At 57.8% G+C, this 22,330-nt stretch carries 9 protein-coding genes and 6 rRNA genes; 14 read left to right on the top strand and 1 reads right to left on the bottom strand.

Going from position 1 to position 22,330, the window contains the following annotated elements; genetic code table 11:
* Positions 1 to 35: 35 nt before the first annotated feature.
* From tyrS to EH165_RS04800, 5 genes are all read left to right on the top strand, one after another.
* A complete protein-coding gene (gene tyrS / locus EH165_RS04780; RefSeq protein ID WP_239020703.1) occupies positions 36 to 1,334 on the top strand; it encodes a tyrosine--tRNA ligase in 1,299 nt (432 codons plus the stop codon).
* A 748-nt stretch (positions 1,335 to 2,082) separates the two neighbouring features.
* Positions 2,083 to 3,600 (top strand): 16S ribosomal RNA (locus tag EH165_RS04785).
* A gap of 428 nt (positions 3,601 to 4,028) precedes the next feature.
* A 23S ribosomal RNA gene (locus EH165_RS04790) occupies positions 4,029 to 7,146 on the top strand.
* 117 nt (positions 7,147 to 7,263) lie between these two features.
* A 5S ribosomal RNA gene (gene rrf, locus EH165_RS04795) occupies positions 7,264 to 7,380 on the top strand.
* Together the 16S, 23S and 5S rRNA genes form the textbook arrangement of a ribosomal RNA operon.
* A gap of 876 nt (positions 7,381 to 8,256) precedes the next feature.
* Positions 8,257 to 8,520 carry a hypothetical protein gene (locus EH165_RS04800; protein WP_124798264.1) on the top strand — a complete coding sequence of 88 codons (264 nt, stop codon included), beginning with the start codon at positions 8,257 to 8,259 and terminating at the stop codon, positions 8,518 to 8,520.
* 855 nt (positions 8,521 to 9,375) lie between these two features.
* Here the strand turns inward: EH165_RS04800 and EH165_RS16805 are convergent.
* The gene (locus tag EH165_RS16805) at positions 9,376 to 9,651 is read right to left on the bottom strand and encodes a recombinase family protein (protein ID WP_124798265.1); all 276 of its coding nucleotides are present in this window, start codon (positions 9,649 to 9,651) and stop codon (positions 9,376 to 9,378) included.
* Positions 9,652 to 10,605: 954 nt separating this feature from the next.
* Between EH165_RS16805 and EH165_RS04810 the strand changes: the two genes are divergently transcribed.
* The 9 genes from EH165_RS04810 (at position 10,606) to EH165_RS04845 (ending at position 22,307) form a co-directional block, all read left to right on the top strand.
* Positions 10,606 to 12,123 (top strand): 16S ribosomal RNA (locus EH165_RS04810).
* 428 nt (positions 12,124 to 12,551) lie between these two features.
* Positions 12,552 to 15,669 (top strand): 23S ribosomal RNA (locus EH165_RS04815).
* Positions 15,670 to 15,786: 117 nt separating this feature from the next.
* A 5S ribosomal RNA gene (gene rrf / locus EH165_RS04820) occupies positions 15,787 to 15,903 on the top strand.
* Between the two features lie 377 nt (positions 15,904 to 16,280).
* A complete protein-coding gene (locus EH165_RS04825) occupies positions 16,281 to 17,837 on the top strand; it encodes a hypothetical protein (protein ID WP_124798266.1) in 1,557 nt (518 codons plus the stop codon).
* 135 nt (positions 17,838 to 17,972) lie between these two features.
* Positions 17,973 to 18,107, top strand: a complete 135-nt coding sequence (locus EH165_RS16450; RefSeq protein ID WP_277870525.1) for a hypothetical protein — start codon at positions 17,973 to 17,975, stop codon at positions 18,105 to 18,107.
* Between the two features lie 11 nt (positions 18,108 to 18,118).
* Entirely contained in the window at positions 18,119 to 19,132 is a 1,014-nt protein-coding gene (locus tag EH165_RS04830) for a tetratricopeptide repeat protein (protein ID WP_124798267.1), read from the top strand.
* Entirely contained in the window at positions 19,129 to 20,187 is a 1,059-nt protein-coding gene (locus EH165_RS04835; protein WP_124798268.1) for an HAD-IIA family hydrolase, read from the top strand. The genes EH165_RS04830 and EH165_RS04835 overlap by 4 nt, the downstream gene beginning before the upstream one ends.
* 432 nt (positions 20,188 to 20,619) lie before the next feature.
* Positions 20,620 to 21,426 (top strand): TlyA family RNA methyltransferase, encoded by an 807-nt coding sequence (locus EH165_RS04840; protein ID WP_124798269.1) that lies wholly within the window; start codon positions 20,620 to 20,622, stop codon positions 21,424 to 21,426.
* The gene (locus EH165_RS04845; RefSeq protein ID WP_124798270.1) at positions 21,423 to 22,307 is read left to right on the top strand and encodes an NAD kinase; all 885 of its coding nucleotides are present in this window, start codon (positions 21,423 to 21,425) and stop codon (positions 22,305 to 22,307) included. The genes EH165_RS04840 and EH165_RS04845 overlap by 4 nt, the downstream gene beginning before the upstream one ends.
* Positions 22,308 to 22,330: the final 23 nt, after the last annotated feature.

Here is a 22,330-nt window from a genome sequence, read left to right on the forward strand (position 1 = left end):
ACTCCAACCGCTAGCTGTGAGGCAGGATAGGACCTGTGAACGAGCAGCAAACACCTCAAGTACCCGTGACCAGCGCACTTTTTGACGAACTCAGTTGGCGCGGGTTGATCTCGCAAACAACGGGAGACGACGATCTCCGCGCGGCTTTCGAAGCTGGCCCCTTGACCTTCTATTGTGGCTTCGACCCCACTGCGCCAAGCCTGCATATGGGAAACCTCGTACAGCTGATCACCGCGCGGCGCATCCAAAACTATGGGCATTTCCCATTGGGCTTGGTGGGCGGTTCCACTGGGCTCATCGGTGATCCGCGGATGTCCGGCGAGCGGGTCCTCAACAGTTCTGAGCAAGTGGCCGTCTGGGTTGACCGCATTCGTTCTCAGGTGGAGCGCTACTTGGACTTCGAGTGCGCCAATGCGGCCCGCATTGTCAACAACCTCGACTGGACAGCGCCCATGAGCGCCATCGATTTCCTCCGGGATGTCGGAAAACATTTCCGGATGGGCCGCATGCTGGCCAAGGACACCGTGGCCACGCGACTGCGGAGCGACGAAGGATTGTCCTTTACCGAATTTAGTTACCAGATTCTTCAGGGGATGGACTTCCTCGAATTGAATAGGCGCTACGGCTGCACATTGCAGACGGGAGGCAGCGATCAGTGGGGCAACCTCACCAGCGGAACCGAATTGATTCACAAGGTTAACGGGGCAGACGTGCATGCCCTGGCGACGCCGTTGATTACGAAGGCTGACGGCACCAAGTTCGGGAAGACTGAAGGCGGTGCCATCTGGCTCGACCCGGATATGACCAGCCCGTATGACTTCTATCAATTCTGGATCAACAGCGATGATCGCGACGTCGACCGCTTCTTGAAGGTGTTCACATTCAGGAGTCGGGAGGAGATCGCCACACTTGCCGAATCAACGGCCGCGCAGCCTCAGGCCAGGCAGGCACATCGGGTATTGGCTCAAGACGTTACGACTCTCGTCCATGGCGAGGACACCACTGCACAGGTGATTGCCGCCAGTACCGCCCTTTTCGGACGGGGCGACATCAACGAGATCGATGAACCAACTCTGGCAGCGGCACTGTCGGCGGTGGGAGTACTCGAGCTCGATGGGGACCTACCGAACATTGTCGCGTTATTGCAGCGAAGTGGATTGGTCACATCGAATTCAGAAGCACGCCGCACCATTGCCGAGGGTGGGGCAAATATCAACAACGTACGAGTCACAGATCCGGACCACGTGCCGGTGATGACGGACCTGCTCCACAGTAGCTGGCTGGTGCTCCGACGCGGCAAGAAATCAGTCGTCGGAATCAAGGTGAAGTACTAGGTCCCTGCCTCGGTTCCCTCTGGCCAGCCACTCGCCTCACGACATGTTGTGTCTGAAGCCACAGTGAAAATTCACCACGCATTAGCCGCTCAGAGCTCATTTGCATCACGGGAGCACCCGGCTGAACTGCAGCGACATGCCGGAGCAATAACCGAAACAGGGGATTTGACTCGCTGTTCATCAGCCCGTAACTTTCTGAGTGCACCACGGATCACCGAGCAAGTGACGCAAGCCGCAAGGCGGGCGGATAGCTCGCGCCGAGGTCCAATCCGCAGTCCAACTCCTGAGGGAGTGGGGAGTCCGCTCCCGTTCGGCGGGGATTGAATTAAAGTTGGCGTTAGGCTTGGCAGTCCGATTAGCACTGGGAATACACTTCCCGGTGTTCGTTTGACACCTAAGGCTTCGACAACTACGTTTGAAAATGAAGTGCACCCCGGATGTGGCTTAGCGGTCATGGGTGGTGTGTGTTTGTTATTTGAGAACTCAACAGCGTACCGAAAGTCAGTGCCAATTGTTTTATCTTGGTGCGCTCTCGTTGTTTTCCTGTCCTGGCTTGTGTGCCTGGGGTGGGTGTGGGGGTGTGTTGGGTTGTTTTTGGTTTCGGATTGTATTGGCGAATTCAATTTTATTGTTTTTGTCAGTGTTTTTTCGATTCAGTGATCGCAGGCTTTTGAGTTGCCTGTTTTCTTTCTTTTGTTGATCATTGCTCGTCTTCCTTTTCTGGTTGGTGGGTGTGGTTTATATACATTCAATGGAGAGTTTGATCCTGGCTCAGGACGAACGCTGGCGGCGTGCTTAACACATGCAAGTCGAACGGAAAGGCCCGCTTGCGGGTACTCGAGTGGCGAACGGGTGAGTAACACGTGGGCAACCTGCCCTCAGCTTTGGGATAACACAAAGAAATTTGTGCTAATACCGGATAATAAACGGCCGCGCATGTGGTTGTTTTGAAAGTTTTTCGGCTGGGGATGGGCCCGCGGCCTATCAGCTTGTTGGTGGGGTAATGGCCTACCAAGGCGACGACGGGTAGCCGGCCTGAGAGGGCGACCGGCCACACTGGAACTGAGACACGGTCCAGACTCCTACGGGAGGCAGCAGTGGGGAATATTGCGCAATGGGCGGAAGCCTGACGCAGCGACGCCGCGTGAGGGATGAAGGTCTTCGGATTGTAAACCTCTTTCAGCAGGGACGAAGCGCAAGTGACGGTACCTGCAGAAGAAGCACCGGCCAACTACGTGCCAGCAGCCGCGGTAATACGTAGGGTGCAAGCGTTGTCCGGAATTATTGGGCGTAAAGAGCTCGTAGGCGGTTTGTCGCGTCGAATGTGAAAGCCCGGGGCTCAACTCCGGGTCTGCATTCGATACGGGCAAACTAGAGTTCGGTAGGGGAGTCTGGAATTCCTGGTGTAGCGGTGAAATGCGCAGATATCAGGAGGAACACCGGTGGCGAAGGCGGGACTCTGGGCCGATACTGACGCTGAGGAGCGAAAGCGTGGGGAGCGAACAGGATTAGATACCCTGGTAGTCCACGCCGTAAACGGTGGGCGCTAGGTGTGGGGGACTTCCACGTTCTCTGTGCCGCAGCTAACGCATTAAGCGCCCCGCCTGGGGAGTACGGCCGCAAGGCTAAAACTCAAAGGAATTGACGGGGGCCCGCACAAGCGGCGGAGCATGCTGATTAATTCGATGCAACGCGAAGAACCTTACCAAGGCTTGACATGTACAGGAAAGTTCCAGAAATGGTTCCCCCGCAAGGTCTGTATACAGGTGGTGCATGGTTGTCGTCAGCTCGTGTCGTGAGATGTTGGGTTAAGTCCCGCAACGAGCGCAACCCTCGTCTTATGTTGCCAGCACGTGATGGTGGGGACTCATAAGAGACTGCCGGGGTCAACTCGGAGGAAGGTGGGGATGAGGTCAAATCATCATGCCCCTTATGTCTTGGGCTTCAAGCATGCTACAATGGCCGGTACAAAGGGCTGCGATACCGCGAGGTGGAGCGAATCCCAAAAAGCCGGTCTCAGTTCGGATTGGGGTCTGCAACTCGACCCCATGAAGTCGGAGTCGCTAGTAATCGCAGATCAGCAACGCTGCGGTGAATACGTTCCCGGGCCTTGTACACACCGCCCGTCACGTCACGAAAGTCGGTAACACCCGAAGCCGGTGGCCTAACCCCTTGTGGGAGGGAGCTGTCGAAGGTGGGATCGGCGATTGGGACGAAGTCGTAACAAGGTAGCCGTACCGGAAGGTGCGGCTGGATCACCTCCTTTCTAAGGAGCAACTGACCAGCAGGCCGGCAACGTTCGTTGTGTGTGTGTTGGTACAGGACGCCATTTCGCAACCGTTCGTGTTGTGGTGGTGCTCATGGGTGGACGCTGACTAGTTCGGGATTTCTCGTAGTTCAATCTGTGTCTAGTACAGGAGCTCTTCTGCTTGCAGGGGGTTTCAGGAACGGGCAGTGTTGGCCGGGGGGTTTCGTAGGTACGCTGTTGGGTCCTGAAAGAATAAACAGGAACTTTCCCAATGCCACTTGTGGCGGCGGGGTTTTTGTTTGTTGTTTCTCGGGCCAACCTACGTGTCACATCGACATACTGTCCTTTTCCCTTTGTGGGGTGGGGGTTTGTGTGTGCTGGTGGTGCTGTTGGGGTTGGGTTCGTCTGTTTTTTGAGAACTGCACAGTGGACGCGAGCATCTTTGTGGTCAAGTTAATAAGGGCACACGGTGGATGCCTAGGCATTAGGAGCCGATGAAGGACGTAGGAGGCTGCGATAAGCCTCGGGGAGCTGTCAACCGAGCTGAGATCCGAGGATTTCCGAATGGGGGAACCCGGCAGGAGTCATGTCTTGTCACCCTGGCCTGAATATATAGGGCTTGTGGAGGGAACGTGGGGAAGTGAAACATCTCAGTACCCACAGGAAGAGAAAGCAACCGCGATTCCGTGAGTAGTGGCGAGCGAAAGCGGATGAGGCTAAACCTGATGTGTGTGATAGCCGGCAGGTGTTGCATGTTGGGGGTCGTGGGACCATTCAGTGGAGGCTGCCGCCTTTGCAGGGAGTAAAAAATTATGGTGTTAGGCGAATGGTTTGGAAAATCCAGACGTAGAGGGTGAGATCCCCGTAGCCGAAAGCACTGTTTCTCCCGAGTGGGATCCCAAGTAGCAGCGAGCCCGTGAAATTCGCTGTGAATCTGGCGGGACCACCCGCTAAGCCTAAATACTACCTAATGACCGATAGCGGACTAGTACCGTGAGGGAAAGGTGAAAAGTACCCCGGGAGGGGAGTGAAATAGTACCTGAAACCGTGTGCTTACAATCCGTCGGAGCGATCAACTTGTTGGTTGTGACGGCGTGCCTTTTGAAGAATGAGCCTGCGAGTTAGTGGTATGTGGCGAGGTTAACCCGTGTGGGGAAGCCGTAGCGAAAGCGAGTCCGAATAGGGCGACCTGAGTCGCATGCTCTAGACCCGAAGCGAAGTGATCTACCCATGGCCAGGATGAAGCGTGTGTAAGAGCACGTGGAGGTCCGAACCCACTTCAGTTGAAAATGGAGGGGATGAGCTGTGGGTAGGGGTGAAAGGCCAATCAAACTTCGTGATAGCTGGTTCTCCCCGAAATGCATTTAGGTGCAGCGTCGCGTGTTTCTTACCGGAGGTAGAGCACTGGATGGTCTAGGGGGCCTACAAGCTTACCGAAATCAACCAAACTCCGAATGCCGGTAAGTGAGAGCGCGGCAGTGAGACTGTGGGGGCTAAGCTTCATAGTCGAGAGGGAAACAGCCCAGATCGCCGGTTAAGGTCCCTAAGCGTGTGCTAAGTGGGAAAGGATGTGGAGTCGCCCAGACAACCAGGAGGTTGGCTTAGAAGCAGCCACCCTTTAAAGAGTGCGTAATAGCTCACTGGTCAAGTGATTCCGCGCCGACAATGTAGCGGGGCTCAAGCACACCACCGAAACCGCGGCATTCACACATACAGATCCGCCTCAACTTGTTGGGGTGCAGTCGTGTGGATGGGTAGGGGAGCGTCGTGTGGGCAGTGAAGCAGCGGAGTGATCCAGTTGTGGAGCCCACACGAGTGAGAATGCAGGCATGAGTAGCGAATGGGGAGTGAGAAACTCCCCCACCGAATGACCAAGGGTTCCTGGGCCAGGCTAATCCGCCCAGGGTAAGTCGGGACCTAAGGCGAGGCCGACAGGCGTAGTCGATGGACAACCGGTTGATATTCCGGTACCCGCGAAGAACCGCCCATGGCGAACGATTTGATGCTAAACGCCCAAAGCTAGTTGGATCCTTCGGGTGAAGGCGACGTGGAGCGCGTGACCCTAATTTCTAGTAGTTAAGCGATGGAGTGACACAGGAAGGTAGCGCCGCCAGTCAGTGGTAATACTGGTGTAAGGGTGTAGGGAGTTCTGATAGGCAAATCCGTTGGAACATTAATCCTGAGACCTGATGCATAGCCGATTGAGGCGAAGTAGCGTGATCCTATGCTGTCGAGAAAAGCTTCTAGCGAGGTTCTAGCGGCCCGTACCCCAAACCGACACAGGTGGTCAGGTAGAGAATACCAAGGTGCTCGAGCGAACTATGGTTAAGGAACTCGGCAAAATACCCCCGTAACTTCGGGAGAAGGGGGGCCGGGTGCTGTGAAATCCCATGCGGGTTAGCGGTGTCCGGCCGCAGAGACCAGGGGGAAGCGACTGTTTACTAAAAACACAGGTCCATGCTAAGTCGCAAGACGACGTATATGGACTGACGCCTGCCCGGTGCTGGAAGGTTAAGAGGACCGGTCAACTACTTCGGTGGTGAAGCTGAGAATTTAAGCCCCAGTAAACGGCGGTGGTAACTATAACCATCCTAAGGTAGCGAAATTCCTTGTCGGGTAAGTTCCGACCTGCACGAATGGCGTAACGACTTCCCTACTGTCTCAACCATAGGCTCGGCGAAATTGCACTACGAGTAAAGATGCTCGTTACGCGCGGCAGGACGGAAAGACCCCGGGACCTTTACTACAGCTTGGTATTGGTGTTTGGTTCAATTTGTGTAGGATAGGTGGGAGACTGTGAAGCGATTACGCCAGTAATTGTGGAGTCAACGTTGAAATACCACTCTGATTGTACTGAACATCTAACTTAGGTCCATGATCTGGATCAGGGACAGTGCCTGGTGGGTAGTTTAACTGGGGCGGTTGCCTCCTAAAGAGTAACGGAGGCGCCCAAAGGTTCCCTCAGCCTGGTTGGTAATCAGGTTTCGAGTGTAAGTGCACAAGGGAGCTTGACTGCGAGAGGGACATCTCGAGCAGGGACGAAAGTCGGGACTAGTGATCCGGCACCACCTTGTGGAAGGGGTGTCGCTCAACGGATAAAAGGTACCCCGGGGATAACAGGCTGATCTTGCCCAAGAGTCCATATCGACGGCATGGTTTGGCACCTCGATGTCGGCTCGTCGCATCCTGGGGCTGGAGTAGGTCCCAAGGGTTGGGCTGTTCGCCCATTAAAGCGGCACGCGAGCTGGGTTTAGAACGTCGTGAGACAGTTCGGTCCCTATCCGCCGCGCGCGCAGGAGTTTTGAGAAAGGCTGTCCCTAGTACGAGAGGACCGGGACGGACGAACCTCTGGTGTGCCAGTTGTTCCACCAGGAGCACGGCTGGTTGGCTACGTTCGGAAGGGATAACCGCTGAAAGCATCTAAGCGGGAAGCCTGTTTCAAGATGAGAACTCCCACCCCATGTGGGTTAAGGCCCCCGGCTAGACCACCGGGTTGATAGGCTGGAAGTGGAAGCACCGCAAGGTGTGCAGCTGACCAGTACTAATAGGCCGAGGACTTACCACAAAAATGCTACGCGTCCACTGTGCAGCTCTGAAAACACAGAGCGAAGCACCCACCTTTCACACTTGACCGTGTGGGTGGGTGCCCAAAAAATCACTCTCACAATGTTTTCGCAAAGTTACGGCAGTCATAGCGTAGGGGAAACGCCCGGTCCCATTCCGAACCCGGAAGCTAAGCCCTACAGCGCCGATGGTACTGCACCCGCCAGGGTGTGGGAGAGTAGGACGCTGCCGGACAAACATTCCCAAAAAAGGGGAAACCACCACGTGGTTTCCCCTTTTTTGCACCCAAAAACACCAACGTCATCCTTGGAATAATGTTGGCTGCTTACTTGTTTGGAATCTGTTATTAATTGCTTCCACTAGCGCGATCTTTGGTCCTAGATATCAGTACCTGTATTTCCTGTTGCTACTGCATGATGGAACTACCAAGCCTCCTGCTAAGAGACTCTGAAGCGGCTGTGTGCTCGGATGAAAGAAGTTTGTCAGGCTACGGTACAACACCGCTGCAATTACGGACGTTGAACGGACCCGCGGACACAGATATCTGATTCAGAAGAATTCATTCGTGCCTCCCTGGCAGATCGGCCCGCTCCGCGGAGCGGTGCTCGCCGGGTTCGAATAAGACAACAAGGTGCGTCTCCCGCTGGCTAAGGTTGAGCCAACGAAGTTGGGCCATACCGAATCCCCGGTTCCTGGCCGTCCCGAAAAATTTGAATGTCGGCACTTGCCACAACTGTGGCTCGCGCTGGCACCGCAGCCGCCAAACGCTCGGTGGCGTAACCACAGAGCCCGTCGATTTTGGCTGTATCCCAGACTGCCCTCACCGGTGCGAAAGTGGCCCCTCGGCACCACTGCCTCCGGGTTGCCGGTGAGACACCGCGTATCCCAGCGGTTACGAGACACAGCCAGTGGTGGGCTTGGCGTCGTCAACCTGATGTCTGCGTCGAAGTGGACGGGGCAGTCGAAGTCAACTGATGCAACCGCTGCGGAGGACAAAGCCGCAGACTCGGTAGTCGAAAGCCTGAACACCGGACAGCGCACGAGGTGCCGTCGAAGTGACCGCCCACCCGCAGCAGCCAATAGTGGTCAGTCGCTGCAAAGGTGACCCGCATGAACGTGCTGGGCGTCGTAGACGGTGTTGGTGTGGTCAGCCCAGCCGAATATATGGGTCCCGGGTTGGAGCCGCCGAAGCCGTCCCTACATTTCACGATCGACGGAGTAAGCCTGCAGGAGCTGTTCGATCTTCCTCACCACTTAACGCGTCTGAGCTGGGGAAATTTTGACAGCGAGACGCGCTCGGAATGCTTGCTGCGACTGCTGGGCGCTCCCGTCGCGGCGCCAGCCCCTATATTCATTCCGCCGCACGCGCCTTGATCGATGGCGTCGATTGCCCGGATGCCACTACGTTCCCAGGGAGTCAGCGTTCGAGGACGGGCGGGTTGGTCTGTTGTTCTGCCCGTGCTCGTCCCTTGGTTGAGGAGTGCTGTCAGCGCGCGTGCCGTTTCAAGAGGACTCTGTTGTCTGGAGCGAGCTCGGTTGGCAGACGGACTACGAACCTTTTCTGCCGCCCGCACCCGGGGATGCAGTGACAACTGCAATATTTGAACGCGCAGTTCGTATGAAGCTGATTCGCTCTCTCCTCGGGCACGATTGGAGCACCGGAAACCCCATCATCGTCAAATGAGGCCCGCACTCGATGATCGATGAAACCCACGCGGACCGATTCTGCCTGTCCCAGCCCGGGGACCTTCCGACGGGATCTGAAGTAGCCCAGAGCCAGACCGGTGACTTGTTTGACCACACTGAGTCGTATCCCAGATGAATCGAGACGCGAGGGCGCTGTGCAGTCGCCTTGGGACTTTCGTGCAGTCGACTTCGAACATGGGCAGTACGTGACGGGGACACGCGGCTTGTGGACCGGTTCGTCAGGCGTTCGAGCAAAAATGCCCGGTCAGATTCTCATCCGGAGAGCTCAAACCATCGTCGATCGGATCCATCACGGTCCCAGACGAACCCATTGGATGGTCCCAGAAGGGTCCAGCCCTCGGGGGTAGGTGGAGAAGCTGCTGGAGCTTGATCGAGATTTCGACAGACAGGGGCTGGTGACACCGAATTCGGCGGCAAACAGGGGGAAGGCACAGTTGGTTTTGCGGACATCTCCGACTTGGTCCTACATCCGCAGCGCCATCTTGATCTAGTGGGGTCTGAGTGAGGGTTTTTACCCTCCGATCAAGCCGCATGCCCCAGCAGCGGTGAGCCCGTTGTGAAGTCCCTCCGACCTGAGGGCACGCTCGAACACGGCAATCGTTCCAAGCATTTGGAAGAGCATCCGGCAGATGGCGATATGGTGTCGATGCTTTGGTCCAGCTGCACCAGGTCGATTCCGCGAGCATATAGCTGTTTGGACTGCCCCGAGTGGTGGTGAATGGATCGACCCAGCCGGTCGCGTTTGTTGACGACAATCTGGCAGCCGGCGCGGTTGGCTGACCGTAACGGTTGATCCAACTGCTGGCGACGGGCTAGTCACCTGCTGGCTGGTGGCTCGCCACCTGTCCCGGCTGGTGCGAAGGGCGGCGATCGCCCTACGCGCGGCTGCGTGGCACTAGGTCCCAGGATGACTCAGGCAGGCAGCAAAAAAACTATTGGCGCTGCAGTGCGCGGGTTTGATGCTCATGAGTGTGTTTGGCCGAGGGGAAGTCAGCTTGACGTTGAGCCATTGCGCTTATTGGTCAAGCGGATCGGCACCTGATATCGATGACACCCCGCTTGCTTCCCTGGCGATACAGGGGCCCATGCTCACAGCGGTCCATGTCCACAGCGGGCAGGCCTGGAGGACGAGCCGACCTAATGACCTGCTGGGTTGACGAAGCCTGGATCACCCCCTAATGTTTAACAAGTTGCCCCGCCCGAGTTCGCGTGAAGACGTCACAGTCTGATCAGCGAGTCGGCCCAAGCGTTAGACGAAAGTTTGGACCATGGGGGTAGCCAACCCCAGGAAGTCGAACTCCGGTCACGGAGTGGGGCGGAGCTTGTTTATGACAAGCTTTGGAGAGCGTCCATAATTGAACTTGCCGGTCACGAAGCATCAGTGAAATCCAGTGTTTGACACTGCAGGACACAGCATGTAACGTCGACAAGGTTGCCCCCAAGATGGCTTAGTTGTCGTTGGTGGTGTGTGTTTGTTCTTTGAGAACTCAACAGCGTACCGAAAGTCAGTGCCAATTGTTTTATCTTGGTGCGCTCTCGTTGTTTTCCTGTCCTGGCTTGTGTGCCTGGGGTGGGTGTGGGGGTGTGTTGGGTTGTTTTTGGTTTCGGATTGTATTGGCGAATTCAATTTTATTGTTTTTGTCAGTGTTTTTTCGATTCAGTGATCGCAGGCTTTTGAGTTGCCTGTTTTCTTTCTTTTGTTGATCATTGCTCGTCTTCCTTTTCTGGTTGGTGGGTGTGGTTTATATACATTCAATGGAGAGTTTGATCCTGGCTCAGGACGAACGCTGGCGGCGTGCTTAACACATGCAAGTCGAACGGAAAGGCCCGCTTGCGGGTACTCGAGTGGCGAACGGGTGAGTAACACGTGGGCAACCTGCCCTCAGCTTTGGGATAACACAAAGAAATTTGTGCTAATACCGGATAATAAACGGCCGCGCATGTGGTTGTTTTGAAAGTTTTTCGGCTGGGGATGGGCCCGCGGCCTATCAGCTTGTTGGTGGGGTAATGGCCTACCAAGGCGACGACGGGTAGCCGGCCTGAGAGGGCGACCGGCCACACTGGAACTGAGACACGGTCCAGACTCCTACGGGAGGCAGCAGTGGGGAATATTGCGCAATGGGCGGAAGCCTGACGCAGCGACGCCGCGTGAGGGATGAAGGTCTTCGGATTGTAAACCTCTTTCAGCAGGGACGAAGCGCAAGTGACGGTACCTGCAGAAGAAGCACCGGCCAACTACGTGCCAGCAGCCGCGGTAATACGTAGGGTGCAAGCGTTGTCCGGAATTATTGGGCGTAAAGAGCTCGTAGGCGGTTTGTCGCGTCGAATGTGAAAGCCCGGGGCTCAACTCCGGGTCTGCATTCGATACGGGCAAACTAGAGTTCGGTAGGGGAGTCTGGAATTCCTGGTGTAGCGGTGAAATGCGCAGATATCAGGAGGAACACCGGTGGCGAAGGCGGGACTCTGGGCCGATACTGACGCTGAGGAGCGAAAGCGTGGGGAGCGAACAGGATTAGATACCCTGGTAGTCCACGCCGTAAACGGTGGGCGCTAGGTGTGGGGGACTTCCACGTTCTCTGTGCCGCAGCTAACGCATTAAGCGCCCCGCCTGGGGAGTACGGCCGCAAGGCTAAAACTCAAAGGAATTGACGGGGGCCCGCACAAGCGGCGGAGCATGCTGATTAATTCGATGCAACGCGAAGAACCTTACCAAGGCTTGACATGTACAGGAAAGTTCCAGAAATGGTTCCCCCGCAAGGTCTGTATACAGGTGGTGCATGGTTGTCGTCAGCTCGTGTCGTGAGATGTTGGGTTAAGTCCCGCAACGAGCGCAACCCTCGTCTTATGTTGCCAGCACGTGATGGTGGGGACTCATAAGAGACTGCCGGGGTCAACTCGGAGGAAGGTGGGGATGAGGTCAAATCATCATGCCCCTTATGTCTTGGGCTTCAAGCATGCTACAATGGCCGGTACAAAGGGCTGCGATACCGCGAGGTGGAGCGAATCCCAAAAAGCCGGTCTCAGTTCGGATTGGGGTCTGCAACTCGACCCCATGAAGTCGGAGTCGCTAGTAATCGCAGATCAGCAACGCTGCGGTGAATACGTTCCCGGGCCTTGTACACACCGCCCGTCACGTCACGAAAGTCGGTAACACCCGAAGCCGGTGGCCTAACCCCTTGTGGGAGGGAGCTGTCGAAGGTGGGATCGGCGATTGGGACGAAGTCGTAACAAGGTAGCCGTACCGGAAGGTGCGGCTGGATCACCTCCTTTCTAAGGAGCAACTGACCAGCAGGCCGGCAACGTTCGTTGTGTGTGTGTTGGTACAGGACGCCATTTCGCAACCGTTCGTGTTGTGGTGGTGCTCATGGGTGGACGCTGACTAGTTCGGGATTTCTCGTAGTTCAATCTGTGTCTAGTACAGGAGCTCTTCTGCTTGCAGGGGGTTTCAGGAACGGGCAGTGTTGGCCGGGGGGTTTCGTAGGTACGCTGTTGGGTCCTGAAAGAATAAACAGGAACTTTCCCAATGCCACTTGTGGCGGCGGGGTTTTTGTTTGTTGTTTCTCGGGCCAACCTACGTGTCACATCGACATACTGTCCTTTTCCCTTTGTGGGGTGGGGGTTTGTGTGTGCTGGTGGTGCTGTTGGGGTTGGGTTCGTCTGTTTTTTGAGAACTGCACAGTGGACGCGAGCATCTTTGTGGTCAAGTTAATAAGGGCACACGGTGGATGCCTAGGCATTAGGAGCCGATGAAGGACGTAGGAGGCTGCGATAAGCCTCGGGGAGCTGTCAACCGAGCTGAGATCCGAGGATTTCCGAATGGGGGAACCCGGCAGGAGTCATGTCTTGTCACCCTGGCCTGAATATATAGGGCTTGTGGAGGGAACGTGGGGAAGTGAAACATCTCAGTACCCACAGGAAGAGAAAGCAACCGCGATTCCGTGAGTAGTGGCGAGCGAAAGCGGATGAGGCTAAACCTGATGTGTGTGATAGCCGGCAGGTGTTGCATGTTGGGGGTCGTGGGACCATTCAGTGGAGGCTGCCGCCTTTGCAGGGAGTAAAAAATTATGGTGTTAGGCGAATGGTTTGGAAAATCCAGACGTAGAGGGTGAGATCCCCGTAGCCGAAAGCACTGTTTCTCCCGAGTGGGATCCCAAGTAGCAGCGAGCCCGTGAAATTCGCTGTGAATCTGGCGGGACCACCCGCTAAGCCTAAATACTACCTAATGACCGATAGCGGACTAGTACCGTGAGGGAAAGGTGAAAAGTACCCCGGGAGGGGAGTGAAATAGTACCTGAAACCGTGTGCTTACAATCCGTCGGAGCGAGCAACTTGTTGGTTGTGACGGCGTGCCTTTTGAAGAATGAGCCTGCGAGTTAGTGGTATGTGGCGAGGTTAACCCGTGTGGGGAAGCCGTAGCGAAAGCGAGTCCGAATAGGGCGACCTGAGTCGCATGCTCTAGACCCGAAGCGAAGTGATCTACCCATGGCCAGGATGAAGCGTGTGTAAGAGCACGTGGAGGTCCGAACCCACTTCAGTTGAAAATGGAGGGGATGAGCTGTGGGTAGGGGTGAAAGGCCAATCAAACTTCGTGATAGCTGGTTCTCCCCGAAATGCATTTAGGTGCAGCGTCGCGTGTTTCTTACCGGAGGTAGAGCACTGGATGGTCTAGGGGGCCTACAAGCTTACCGAAATCAACCAAACTCCGAATGCCGGTAAGTGAGAGCGCGGCAGTGAGACTGTGGGGGCTAAGCTTCATAGTCGAGAGGGAAACAGCCCAGATCGCCGGTTAAGGTCCCTAAGCGTGTGCTAAGTGGGAAAGGATGTGGAGTCGCCCAGACAACCAGGAGGTTGGCTTAGAAGCAGCCACCCTTTAAAGAGTGCGTAATAGCTCACTGGTCAAGTGATTCCGCGCCGACAATGTAGCGGGGCTCAAGCACACCACCGAAACCGCGGCATTCACACATACAGATCCGCCTCAACTTGTTGGGGTGCAGTCGTGTGGATGGGTAGGGGAGCGTCGTGTGGGCAGTGAAGCAGCGGAGTGATCCAGTTGTGGAGCCCACACGAGTGAGAATGCAGGCATGAGTAGCGAATGGGGAGTGAGAAACTCCCCCACCGAATGACCAAGGGTTCCTGGGCCAGGCTAATCCGCCCAGGGTAAGTCGGGACCTAAGGCGAGGCCGACAGGCGTAGTCGATGGACAACCGGTTGATATTCCGGTACCCGCGAAGAACCGCCCATGGCGAACGATTTGATGCTAAACGCCCAAAGCTAGTTGGATCCTTCGGGTGATGGCGACGTGGAGCGCGTGACCCTAATTTCTAGTAGTTAAGCGATGGAGTGACACAGGAAGGTAGCGCCGCCAGTCAGTGGTAATACTGGTGTAAGGGTGTAGGGAGTTCTGATAGGCAAATCCGTTGGAACATTAATCCTGAGACCTGATGCATAGCCGATTGAGGCGAAGTAGCGTGATCCTATGCTGTCGAGAAAAGCTTCTAGCGAGGTTCTAGCGGCCCGTACCCCAAACCGACACAGGTGGTCAGGTAGAGAATACCAAGGTGCTCGAGCGAACTATGGTTAAGGAACTCGGCAAAATACCCCCGTAACTTCGGGAGAAGGGGGGCCGGGTGCTGTGAAATCCCATGCGGGTTAGCGGTGTCCGGCCGCAGAGACCAGGGGGAAGCGACTGTTTACTAAAAACACAGGTCCATGCTAAGTCGCAAGACGACGTATATGGACTGACGCCTGCCCGGTGCTGGAAGGTTAAGAGGACCGGTCAACTACTTCGGTGGTGAAGCTGAGAATTTAAGCCCCAGTAAACGGCGGTGGTAACTATAACCATCCTAAGGTAGCGAAATTCCTTGTCGGGTAAGTTCCGACCTGCACGAATGGCGTAACGACTTCCCTACTGTCTCAACCATAGGCTCGGCGAAATTGCACTACGAGTAAAGATGCTCGTTACGCGCGGCAGGACGGAAAGACCCCGGGACCTTTACTACAGCTTGGTATTGGTGTTTGGTTCAATTTGTGTAGGATAGGTGGGAGACTGTGAAGCGATTACGCCAGTAATTGTGGAGTCAACGTTGAAATACCACTCTGATTGTACTGAATATCTAACTTAGGTCCATGATCTGGATCAGGGACAGTGCCTGGTGGGTAGTTTAACTGGGGCGGTTGCCTCCTAAAGAGTAACGGAGGCGCCCAAAGGTTCCCTCAGCCTGGTTGGTAATCAGGTTTCGAGTGTAAGTGCACAAGGGAGCTTGACTGCGAGAGGGACATCTCGAGCAGGGACGAAAGTCGGGACTAGTGATCCGGCACCACCTTGTGGAAGGGGTGTCGCTCAACGGATAAAAGGTACCCCGGGGATAACAGGCTGATCTTGCCCAAGAGTCCATATCGACGGCATGGTTTGGCACCTCGATGTCGGCTCGTCGCATCCTGGGGCTGGAGTAGGTCCCAAGGGTTGGGCTGTTCGCCCATTAAAGCGGCACGCGAGCTGGGTTTAGAACGTCGTGAGACAGTTCGGTCCCTATCCGCCGCGCGCGCAGGAGTTTTGAGAAAGGCTGTCCCTAGTACGAGAGGACCGGGACGGACGAACCTCTGGTGTGCCAGTTGTTCCACCAGGAGCACGGCTGGTTGGCTACGTTCGGAAGGGATAACCGCTGAAAGCATCTAAGCGGGAAGCCTGTTTCAAGATGAGAACTCCCACCCCATGTGGGTTAAGGCCCCCGGCTAGACCACCGGGTTGATAGGCTGGAAGTGGAAGCACCGCAAGGTGTGCAGCTGACCAGTACTAATAGGCCGAGGACTTACCACAAAAATGCTACGCGTCCACTGTGCAGCTCTGAAAACACAGAGCGAAGCACCCACCTTTCACACTTGACCGTGTGGGTGGGTGCCCAAAAAAACACTCTCACAATGTTTTCGCAAAGTTACGGCAGTCATAGCGTAGGGGAAACGCCCGGTCCCATTCCGAACCCGGAAGCTAAGCCCTACAGCGCCGATGGTACTGCACCCGCCAGGGTGTGGGAGAGTAGGACGCTGCCGGACAAACATTCCCAAAAAAGGGGAAACCACCACGTGGTTTCCCCTTTTTTGCACCCAAAAACACCAACGTCATCCTTGGAATGCGGTGAGAAACCCTCAGCGAACTTTTCAAGGCTCAGTGGGTAAGATGCCAGTTTCGCTGGGAGTTCCCACTTCGGGTGTGTAGCGTCAAGGCGGTCTAGTTTCCGCGCTCGGCGATGGTGTTCCACGTCCAGTCTCGGTGAGGCTAGTGAGCGTCACCAACGGCATCCTGCGGGTACCGCGGGTGCAAGATAGACCCAGACATCGATCTGTATCAGGGTCGTCAGAAGTCTTAAATCAACAGTGCTGGCAGAAAGTTCAGGAGTGAAGTGCTATGAGCCCCTTCGACAAAAACAAGGGTGATCGTGCCCGACGCGATCGTGACGATCGCCCGAGCGGCGGCTACCAGGCGCGAAGCTCCAACAACGACAGGCCCAGCTACGACCGCCCTAGCGCCGACCGCTCGAGTGCCGACCGACCCACTGGTGACCGCCCCACTGTCGACAGGGGCCAGGGCGAAAGGTGGCAGTCCGGTAGAGGTGACGGTGCTCGCTCGTCGTTTGGTGGTCAAACGGGGTCACCCCGCGACTCGGGCTTTCGGCCACGGCGCGATGACACCGACGCCCGCAGTAACGACGGCGGCGGGTATCGAGGATCGGGTGCTCGCGATAGCGATCGCGCTGCAGGCGGATATCGTGGTGGTTCTGGCGCAACCGGGGGATACCGCGGGGCTTCCGGCGGCCGTGATGATCGTTCGGGTGGCGGCTACCGCGGAGCTGGCGCTGGGCGTGACGATCGCACTAGCGGTAGTTACCGTGCACCCGATCAGCGAGATGGTCGCCAAGGTGTCGCGCGGGCCAATGGGTACCGGGACGTCAACCCGGACGGGCGGAATACTGGCCAATCCGCCGATGGCGGATTCCGGCGTGATAGCGGCAGCCGACCGGAATCTGCTGGCTACCCAGCCGGGGCATCTGCGCGGGGTGCGGACAAGCCCCGAGGTGGTGATCGGTCAGCCCCCAGTAGGGGATTCGGCGAGAGAGCGAACGGCCCGCGACGCGATGGCGATCGCCCGACTGGAACCCGCGGACAGGACGCAGGTGCAGGCGGGTACAGGGGGACAAACGGGCGTCAAGGGCGCGAGTCGATTGATGACCGGGCCCCTCACCCCTTCGGTGCGGAGCGAGCCCCGCGCCGTGATGGCGACGGCGGTGGATATCGAGGCACAAACACTTCCAATCGCGGCGATGACCGGCCAGGTTTTGGCGCAAGGAGCGGATTTGACCGTGGTCAGGCAGGCGATGGCGGCGGGTTCCGGCGCGAGGGTGGTGCGGGCGCCGGCCGTAGCAACTCCCATGGCAGTAACTCGACCGGGCGGGGCAGCGAGGGATCTGGTTACCGCGGTCGAAGTGAAGGTTTTAACGACCGGCCGCGACGTGACGGCGATCGTCCGACCGGCGGGAGCTCCTACTCCGATCGCAGCGGTGGCCGTGACGGTGGCGCAGGCGGTTACCGCGGCGCTTCGAGTTACTCCGTCCGACCCCAGCGTGACTCGCGGCCACCTCGTGATGACCGAGGACCGCGGCAAGACTCTACGACCGGCGGGTTCAAAGGCCAAGCAGGTGCGCCTCGCAGTGAGGATGGGGCCCCTCGGGGCCGTTCTGATGATCGCGCTGCACGCGCTCCGTGGCAGGACCGTTCGCCCCGAGATGACCGAGGACCGCAGCAGGATCGCGTCGCACGTAAGGAGCGGTCACCGCGTGAGAGCCACGTGCCGTGGCAGGAGCGAGAGCCACGCGAGGACCGAGCTGTACGGGAGGGGCGACCAGCGCCCCAAGACCGTCAAGCCCCCAAGGACCGGTCTGTCGGTGACGAACAAGCTCGCGCACCTCGGACCCCTTTCGGCGGCGACTTGAGCCAAAGCTTTGCCGCGACTGCGGATTCACCCCGTAGCTTCCAGGTACCGCAAGAAACCTTCCAGGAGCGGGAACCCCACGCTTACCGTCGCGATCAGCGCGACGCTCACGTCCCTTTTAAGGAGCGTCCTCTCCGTGAGCCTTACGCGCCTGAAGATCGTGGCGATCGGGGTCAGCGTCGAGCGCAAGAGCGCGGATCTCGCATTCGCGATGAAGACATTAACGAGAACTGGCCGGAACTGCCTGAATGGGCTGCCCCTGGTGAATTAGATAAAGAAATAATGCGCGACCTTCGCGGTCTGAGTAAGGAAGGCGCTGAATTTGTCGCCGTTCACATGGTCGCGGCCACCGGTCTATCGGAGGAGGACCCTGAATTAGCGTGGCGTCATGCGCGAGCTGCTCGCTCGAAAGGCGGCAGGATCGCGGTGGTTCGAGAGACGGTCGGTTTGGTCGCCTACCGCGCGGGAGAATGGGCCGAGGCAATTTCAGAACTGCGGGCCGCACGCCGGATGGGCGGGGGGCCTGGGCACGTTGCAATCCTGGCAGATTGCGAGCGCGCTCAAGGTAATCCGGAACGCGCTCTAGAACTCGCCCGAAGCGACGAAGCCCTACAGCTTGACGCTGAGGGTGCGGCGGAACTGCGCATCGTAGTTGCAGGAGCGAGGGCGGACATGGGTCAACTGGACGCCGCACTTGCGCACCTTCATCAAGGTAGCGGTTTCGATCTTGCCAAGCCTGAAAGCTTCAGCGCGCGGCTCTATTACGCCTATGCAGATTTGTTGATCGAGGCAGAACGGAACGAAGAGGCTTTGGAGTGGTTCATCCGCGCCAACGACGCCGACTTCGATGAGGAGACTGACGCGCCTGATCGCATTGCCGAATTGCTCGAGGCTCGGGAGGAAGCGGACGCGGCGCTCGCGGCGATGGGTGGGGCTGATAGCGGGCCAGCCTTGCCTGACGTTCGAGAGACCGGAGCAGCGGTCGCCGGCAGTGCAGGTCGAGAAGGCAAATCTTCGACGCCTGACGAGGAGTCAGCAGGTGAGGAGTCAGCTGTGGTTGATGATTTTCATCAAGACTCATCGAATGGCGACAACAGCGACGCAGACCCTGCGATCAGCAACGACATCCACCAAGAGGCGACCGACCATGCGGCACCCTCACACATCGTGAATGCTGCAGAACGGGAGCATCCTGCTGTAGCGGGTTCGGACGCAACCCTGTCAATCCCGCTGTTCTCCGACGCTCCGGGCAGTTATGGGGCGACGGCGGCTGGGGACTCGACGGTAGCTGAATGAGCGGACTGGCAGATAACTTCGACGCCATTTTGCTCGACCTCGATGGCACTGTGTACCTCGGGCACCGACCCATCCCCTTCGTGGCTGACACCCTCAAAACGGTGTTAGCTTCGGGGTCCCGCCCTATGTACGTGACGAACAATGCCTCGCGGCCACCTGCAGTCGTGGCGGCTCAACTCCGCGAAATGGGGCTCACGTTAACTCAAGACGATGTCCTGACGTCGCCGCAAGCGGCAACTGCCCTACTGGTTCAGCGGCATCCTCCGGGGTCGGTGGTCCTTGTCGTCGGAGCTCCCTACCTGGCTGACGAGGTTGCTGCGGCAGGCCTCGTTCCCGTACGAGAGGCGAACGCGGACGTTGTTGCGGTAGTGCAGGGCCACTCGCCGGACACGGGATGGGCGATGCTTGCTGAGGCCTGTGTGGCGATACGAGCTGGCGCGGACTGGGTTGCGGCAAATGTCGACACCACGCTCCCCACGGATCGGGGATTGCTCCCTGGTAACGGCGCAATGGTTGCCGCGCTAATGGCGGCCACGGACTGCCATCCCAGGGTGGCAGGGAAACCAGCTCGGGCAATGATTGACGAGGCCATCCTCCGATCGGCCTCTGTTGCCCCGCTGGTGGTGGGCGATCGTCTGGACACTGATATCGAGGCTGCCGTGTCTGCTGGTGTTGCTGGGCTTCTGGTGTTTACCGGAGTAAGCAGCCCCGCCGATTTACTCACCGCATCGCCCGCGCGCCGTCCGACCTTTGTCAGCTTCGACATGCGCGGGTTGGTCGATTCGCACGCAGTGGTGGAGGTGCTCGGAGGAGGTGCAGGGTGGCAGGTGGATGAGCACGACGACACACTTATCCTGAGGGCCGTGGCAAGCGCTGGCGCCGATTCTTCCGATAGAGCTCAAGACAATGCGGCGCTGCATGCTCTAGCGGCGTTGGCACAGGTCGCATGGAACACCCGGGTGTCAGCGGTGACTGCGGGTGATGAAAGGGCATCCGTGGCACTGGCGCGGTTGGGAATCGGTGCTGACCAGTTCACGGGGTCCGCAGCGCCTTAACACAGCACTGCCACCCGGACCACACCTTCAGATCTGTCGGGGTCACACCGTCAGATACCGTGGGTGCTTCACCAAGTTTGCTCAACGATGGCGACATTAATTCGTCGTGTGACCGACAGATTGACGATGCGAGACTCGACATCCGAGAAAGGGCAAGGCGTGGACCCCAGGCCGCATGAGATGAATCCGTTCACCGGAATCGACGAAGACTTGGCAGCACTAGCTGACCTTTCACTCCAAGACCAAGTGCCAGTCTTCGCGCGCATCCATGCTGGCCTGACCGCAGCGCTGGCGGCGACTGTATCGAACACAGAGGTATCAAACAGAGCGGTATCGAACACAGAGGTCGGCCAACATGTTTCCCTTGGGCAGAAGGCCGCCCGGAACACGCCGAGCCATCGCAGTTTCCCTGCCGGCAGAGGGGAGCGTTAGGTGCGTCGTGCTCGGTTGGATGCCGAGCTGGTACGTCGTGGATTGGCCAGGTCCAGGGAACACGCCGCGGACCTTGTTCATGAGGGTCGGGTGAGCGTCTCCGGCCAGAAGGCGACGAAACCGGCTACCGCAGTAGCGCCAGGCGACGCGTTGCTGGTGACCGATGACCAGACCGATGAGAACTGGGCCTCTCGAGGAGCCCACAAATTGATCGGCGCGCTCGACAAATTCACCACGGTGCAAGTGGCCGGTGCGCGTTGCTTGGACGCGGGCGCCTCGACGGGAGGTTTCACCGACGTGCTGCTGCGGCGCGGAGCGACCCAGGTGGTTTGCGCGGACGTTGGATACGGTCAGCTGGTGTGGAAGCTGCAAACCGATGACCGTGTGGTCATCCATGACCGCACTAACGTGCGGACTCTTACACCTGAAATTATTGGCGGCACAGTAGATCTCGTAGTGGCAGACCTATCGTTTATCTCGTTGACGCTGGTGCTACCAGCGCTGACGGGATGCGTCACTGATGAAGGGGATCTCGTGCTGATGGTGAAACCTCAATTCGAGGTAGGCAAGGACCGCCTCGGCGCAGGTGGTGTTGTCCGAGACCCTGCTTTGCGGGCGGGAGCTGTAGTGCATGTGGTGACCTCCGCGGCGTCGATTGGCCTTGGCCTCGCCGGTGTCGTGGCGTCCCCTCTGCCCGGACCCAGCGGCAATGTTGAGTTCTTCATTCACCTCCGAAAAGACACCCCCATCGAACCCCAAGCTGTTCTCGAAATGGTGGAAACCGCTGTGCGACAGGGACCCTCGTGACCACTACCGATACCGGCCGCAGAGTGCTCCTGGTTGCGCACACCGGCCGCAGGGACATCGAAGAGTTGGCTACCCACGCGAAGGACAGACTGGCGGCAGCGGGCGTCGACCTGGTGGCGCTCCCTGGGGAGGACGAAGCGCTGGGACTGGCCGCAATTGGAGTACCAGCCCAGTCGGTAGAACTCGTGCTGGCCATGGGCGGGGATGGAACATTGCTGCGAGCCGCGGAGGTAGCGCGCGCTATCGGGTCCCCAATTTTAGGGATTAACCTGGGCAGGGTCGGGTTTCTGGCGGAGGCCGATGCCGACGAGGTCGACGCCGTGGTGGATGCCATTTGCTCTCATGACTACTCGGTGAGTAGCCGGATGACGGTGGAGGCAGTCGTTGAGCACCACGGCGAAGTAATCGGTACCGGTTGGGCGCTGAACGAAGTGAGTCTCGAGAAAGCAACGCGTGAACGCATTCTCGACGTGGTCGTTGAAGTTGACGGGCATGGAGTGTCGGCCTACGGCTGCGACGGAGTTTTGATTGCCACTCCCACAGGCTCGACGGCGTACGCCTTCTCGGCAGGAGGCCCCATCCTGTGGCCATCGGTGGAGGCGTTGCTGCTGGTTCCATCAAATGCGCACGCACTTTTTGCTCGGCCGCTGGTGGTCGCGCCGGACGTAGAAATAGGCCTACACATTGATCCGTTGGGACATGCTGCAGTCTTGGCATGCGACGGCAGACGAATCCTCCAGGTTCCCGCTGGAGCGCGAGTGTTAGTGCGTCGGGGCGAGCAGGCCGTAAAAATGGTGCGGCTAGGGGAGCAGCGCTTCTCGACACGATTGGCTCGAAAGTTCTCGCTGCCCGTTCAGGGATGGCGCGATAAACGGCGTTAGGTTGTCAACACTTGGACGTAGAC

Source organism: Nakamurella antarctica (assembly GCF_003860405.1).
GTDB classification, from domain to species: domain Bacteria; phylum Actinomycetota; class Actinomycetes; order Mycobacteriales; family Nakamurellaceae; genus Nakamurella; species Nakamurella antarctica.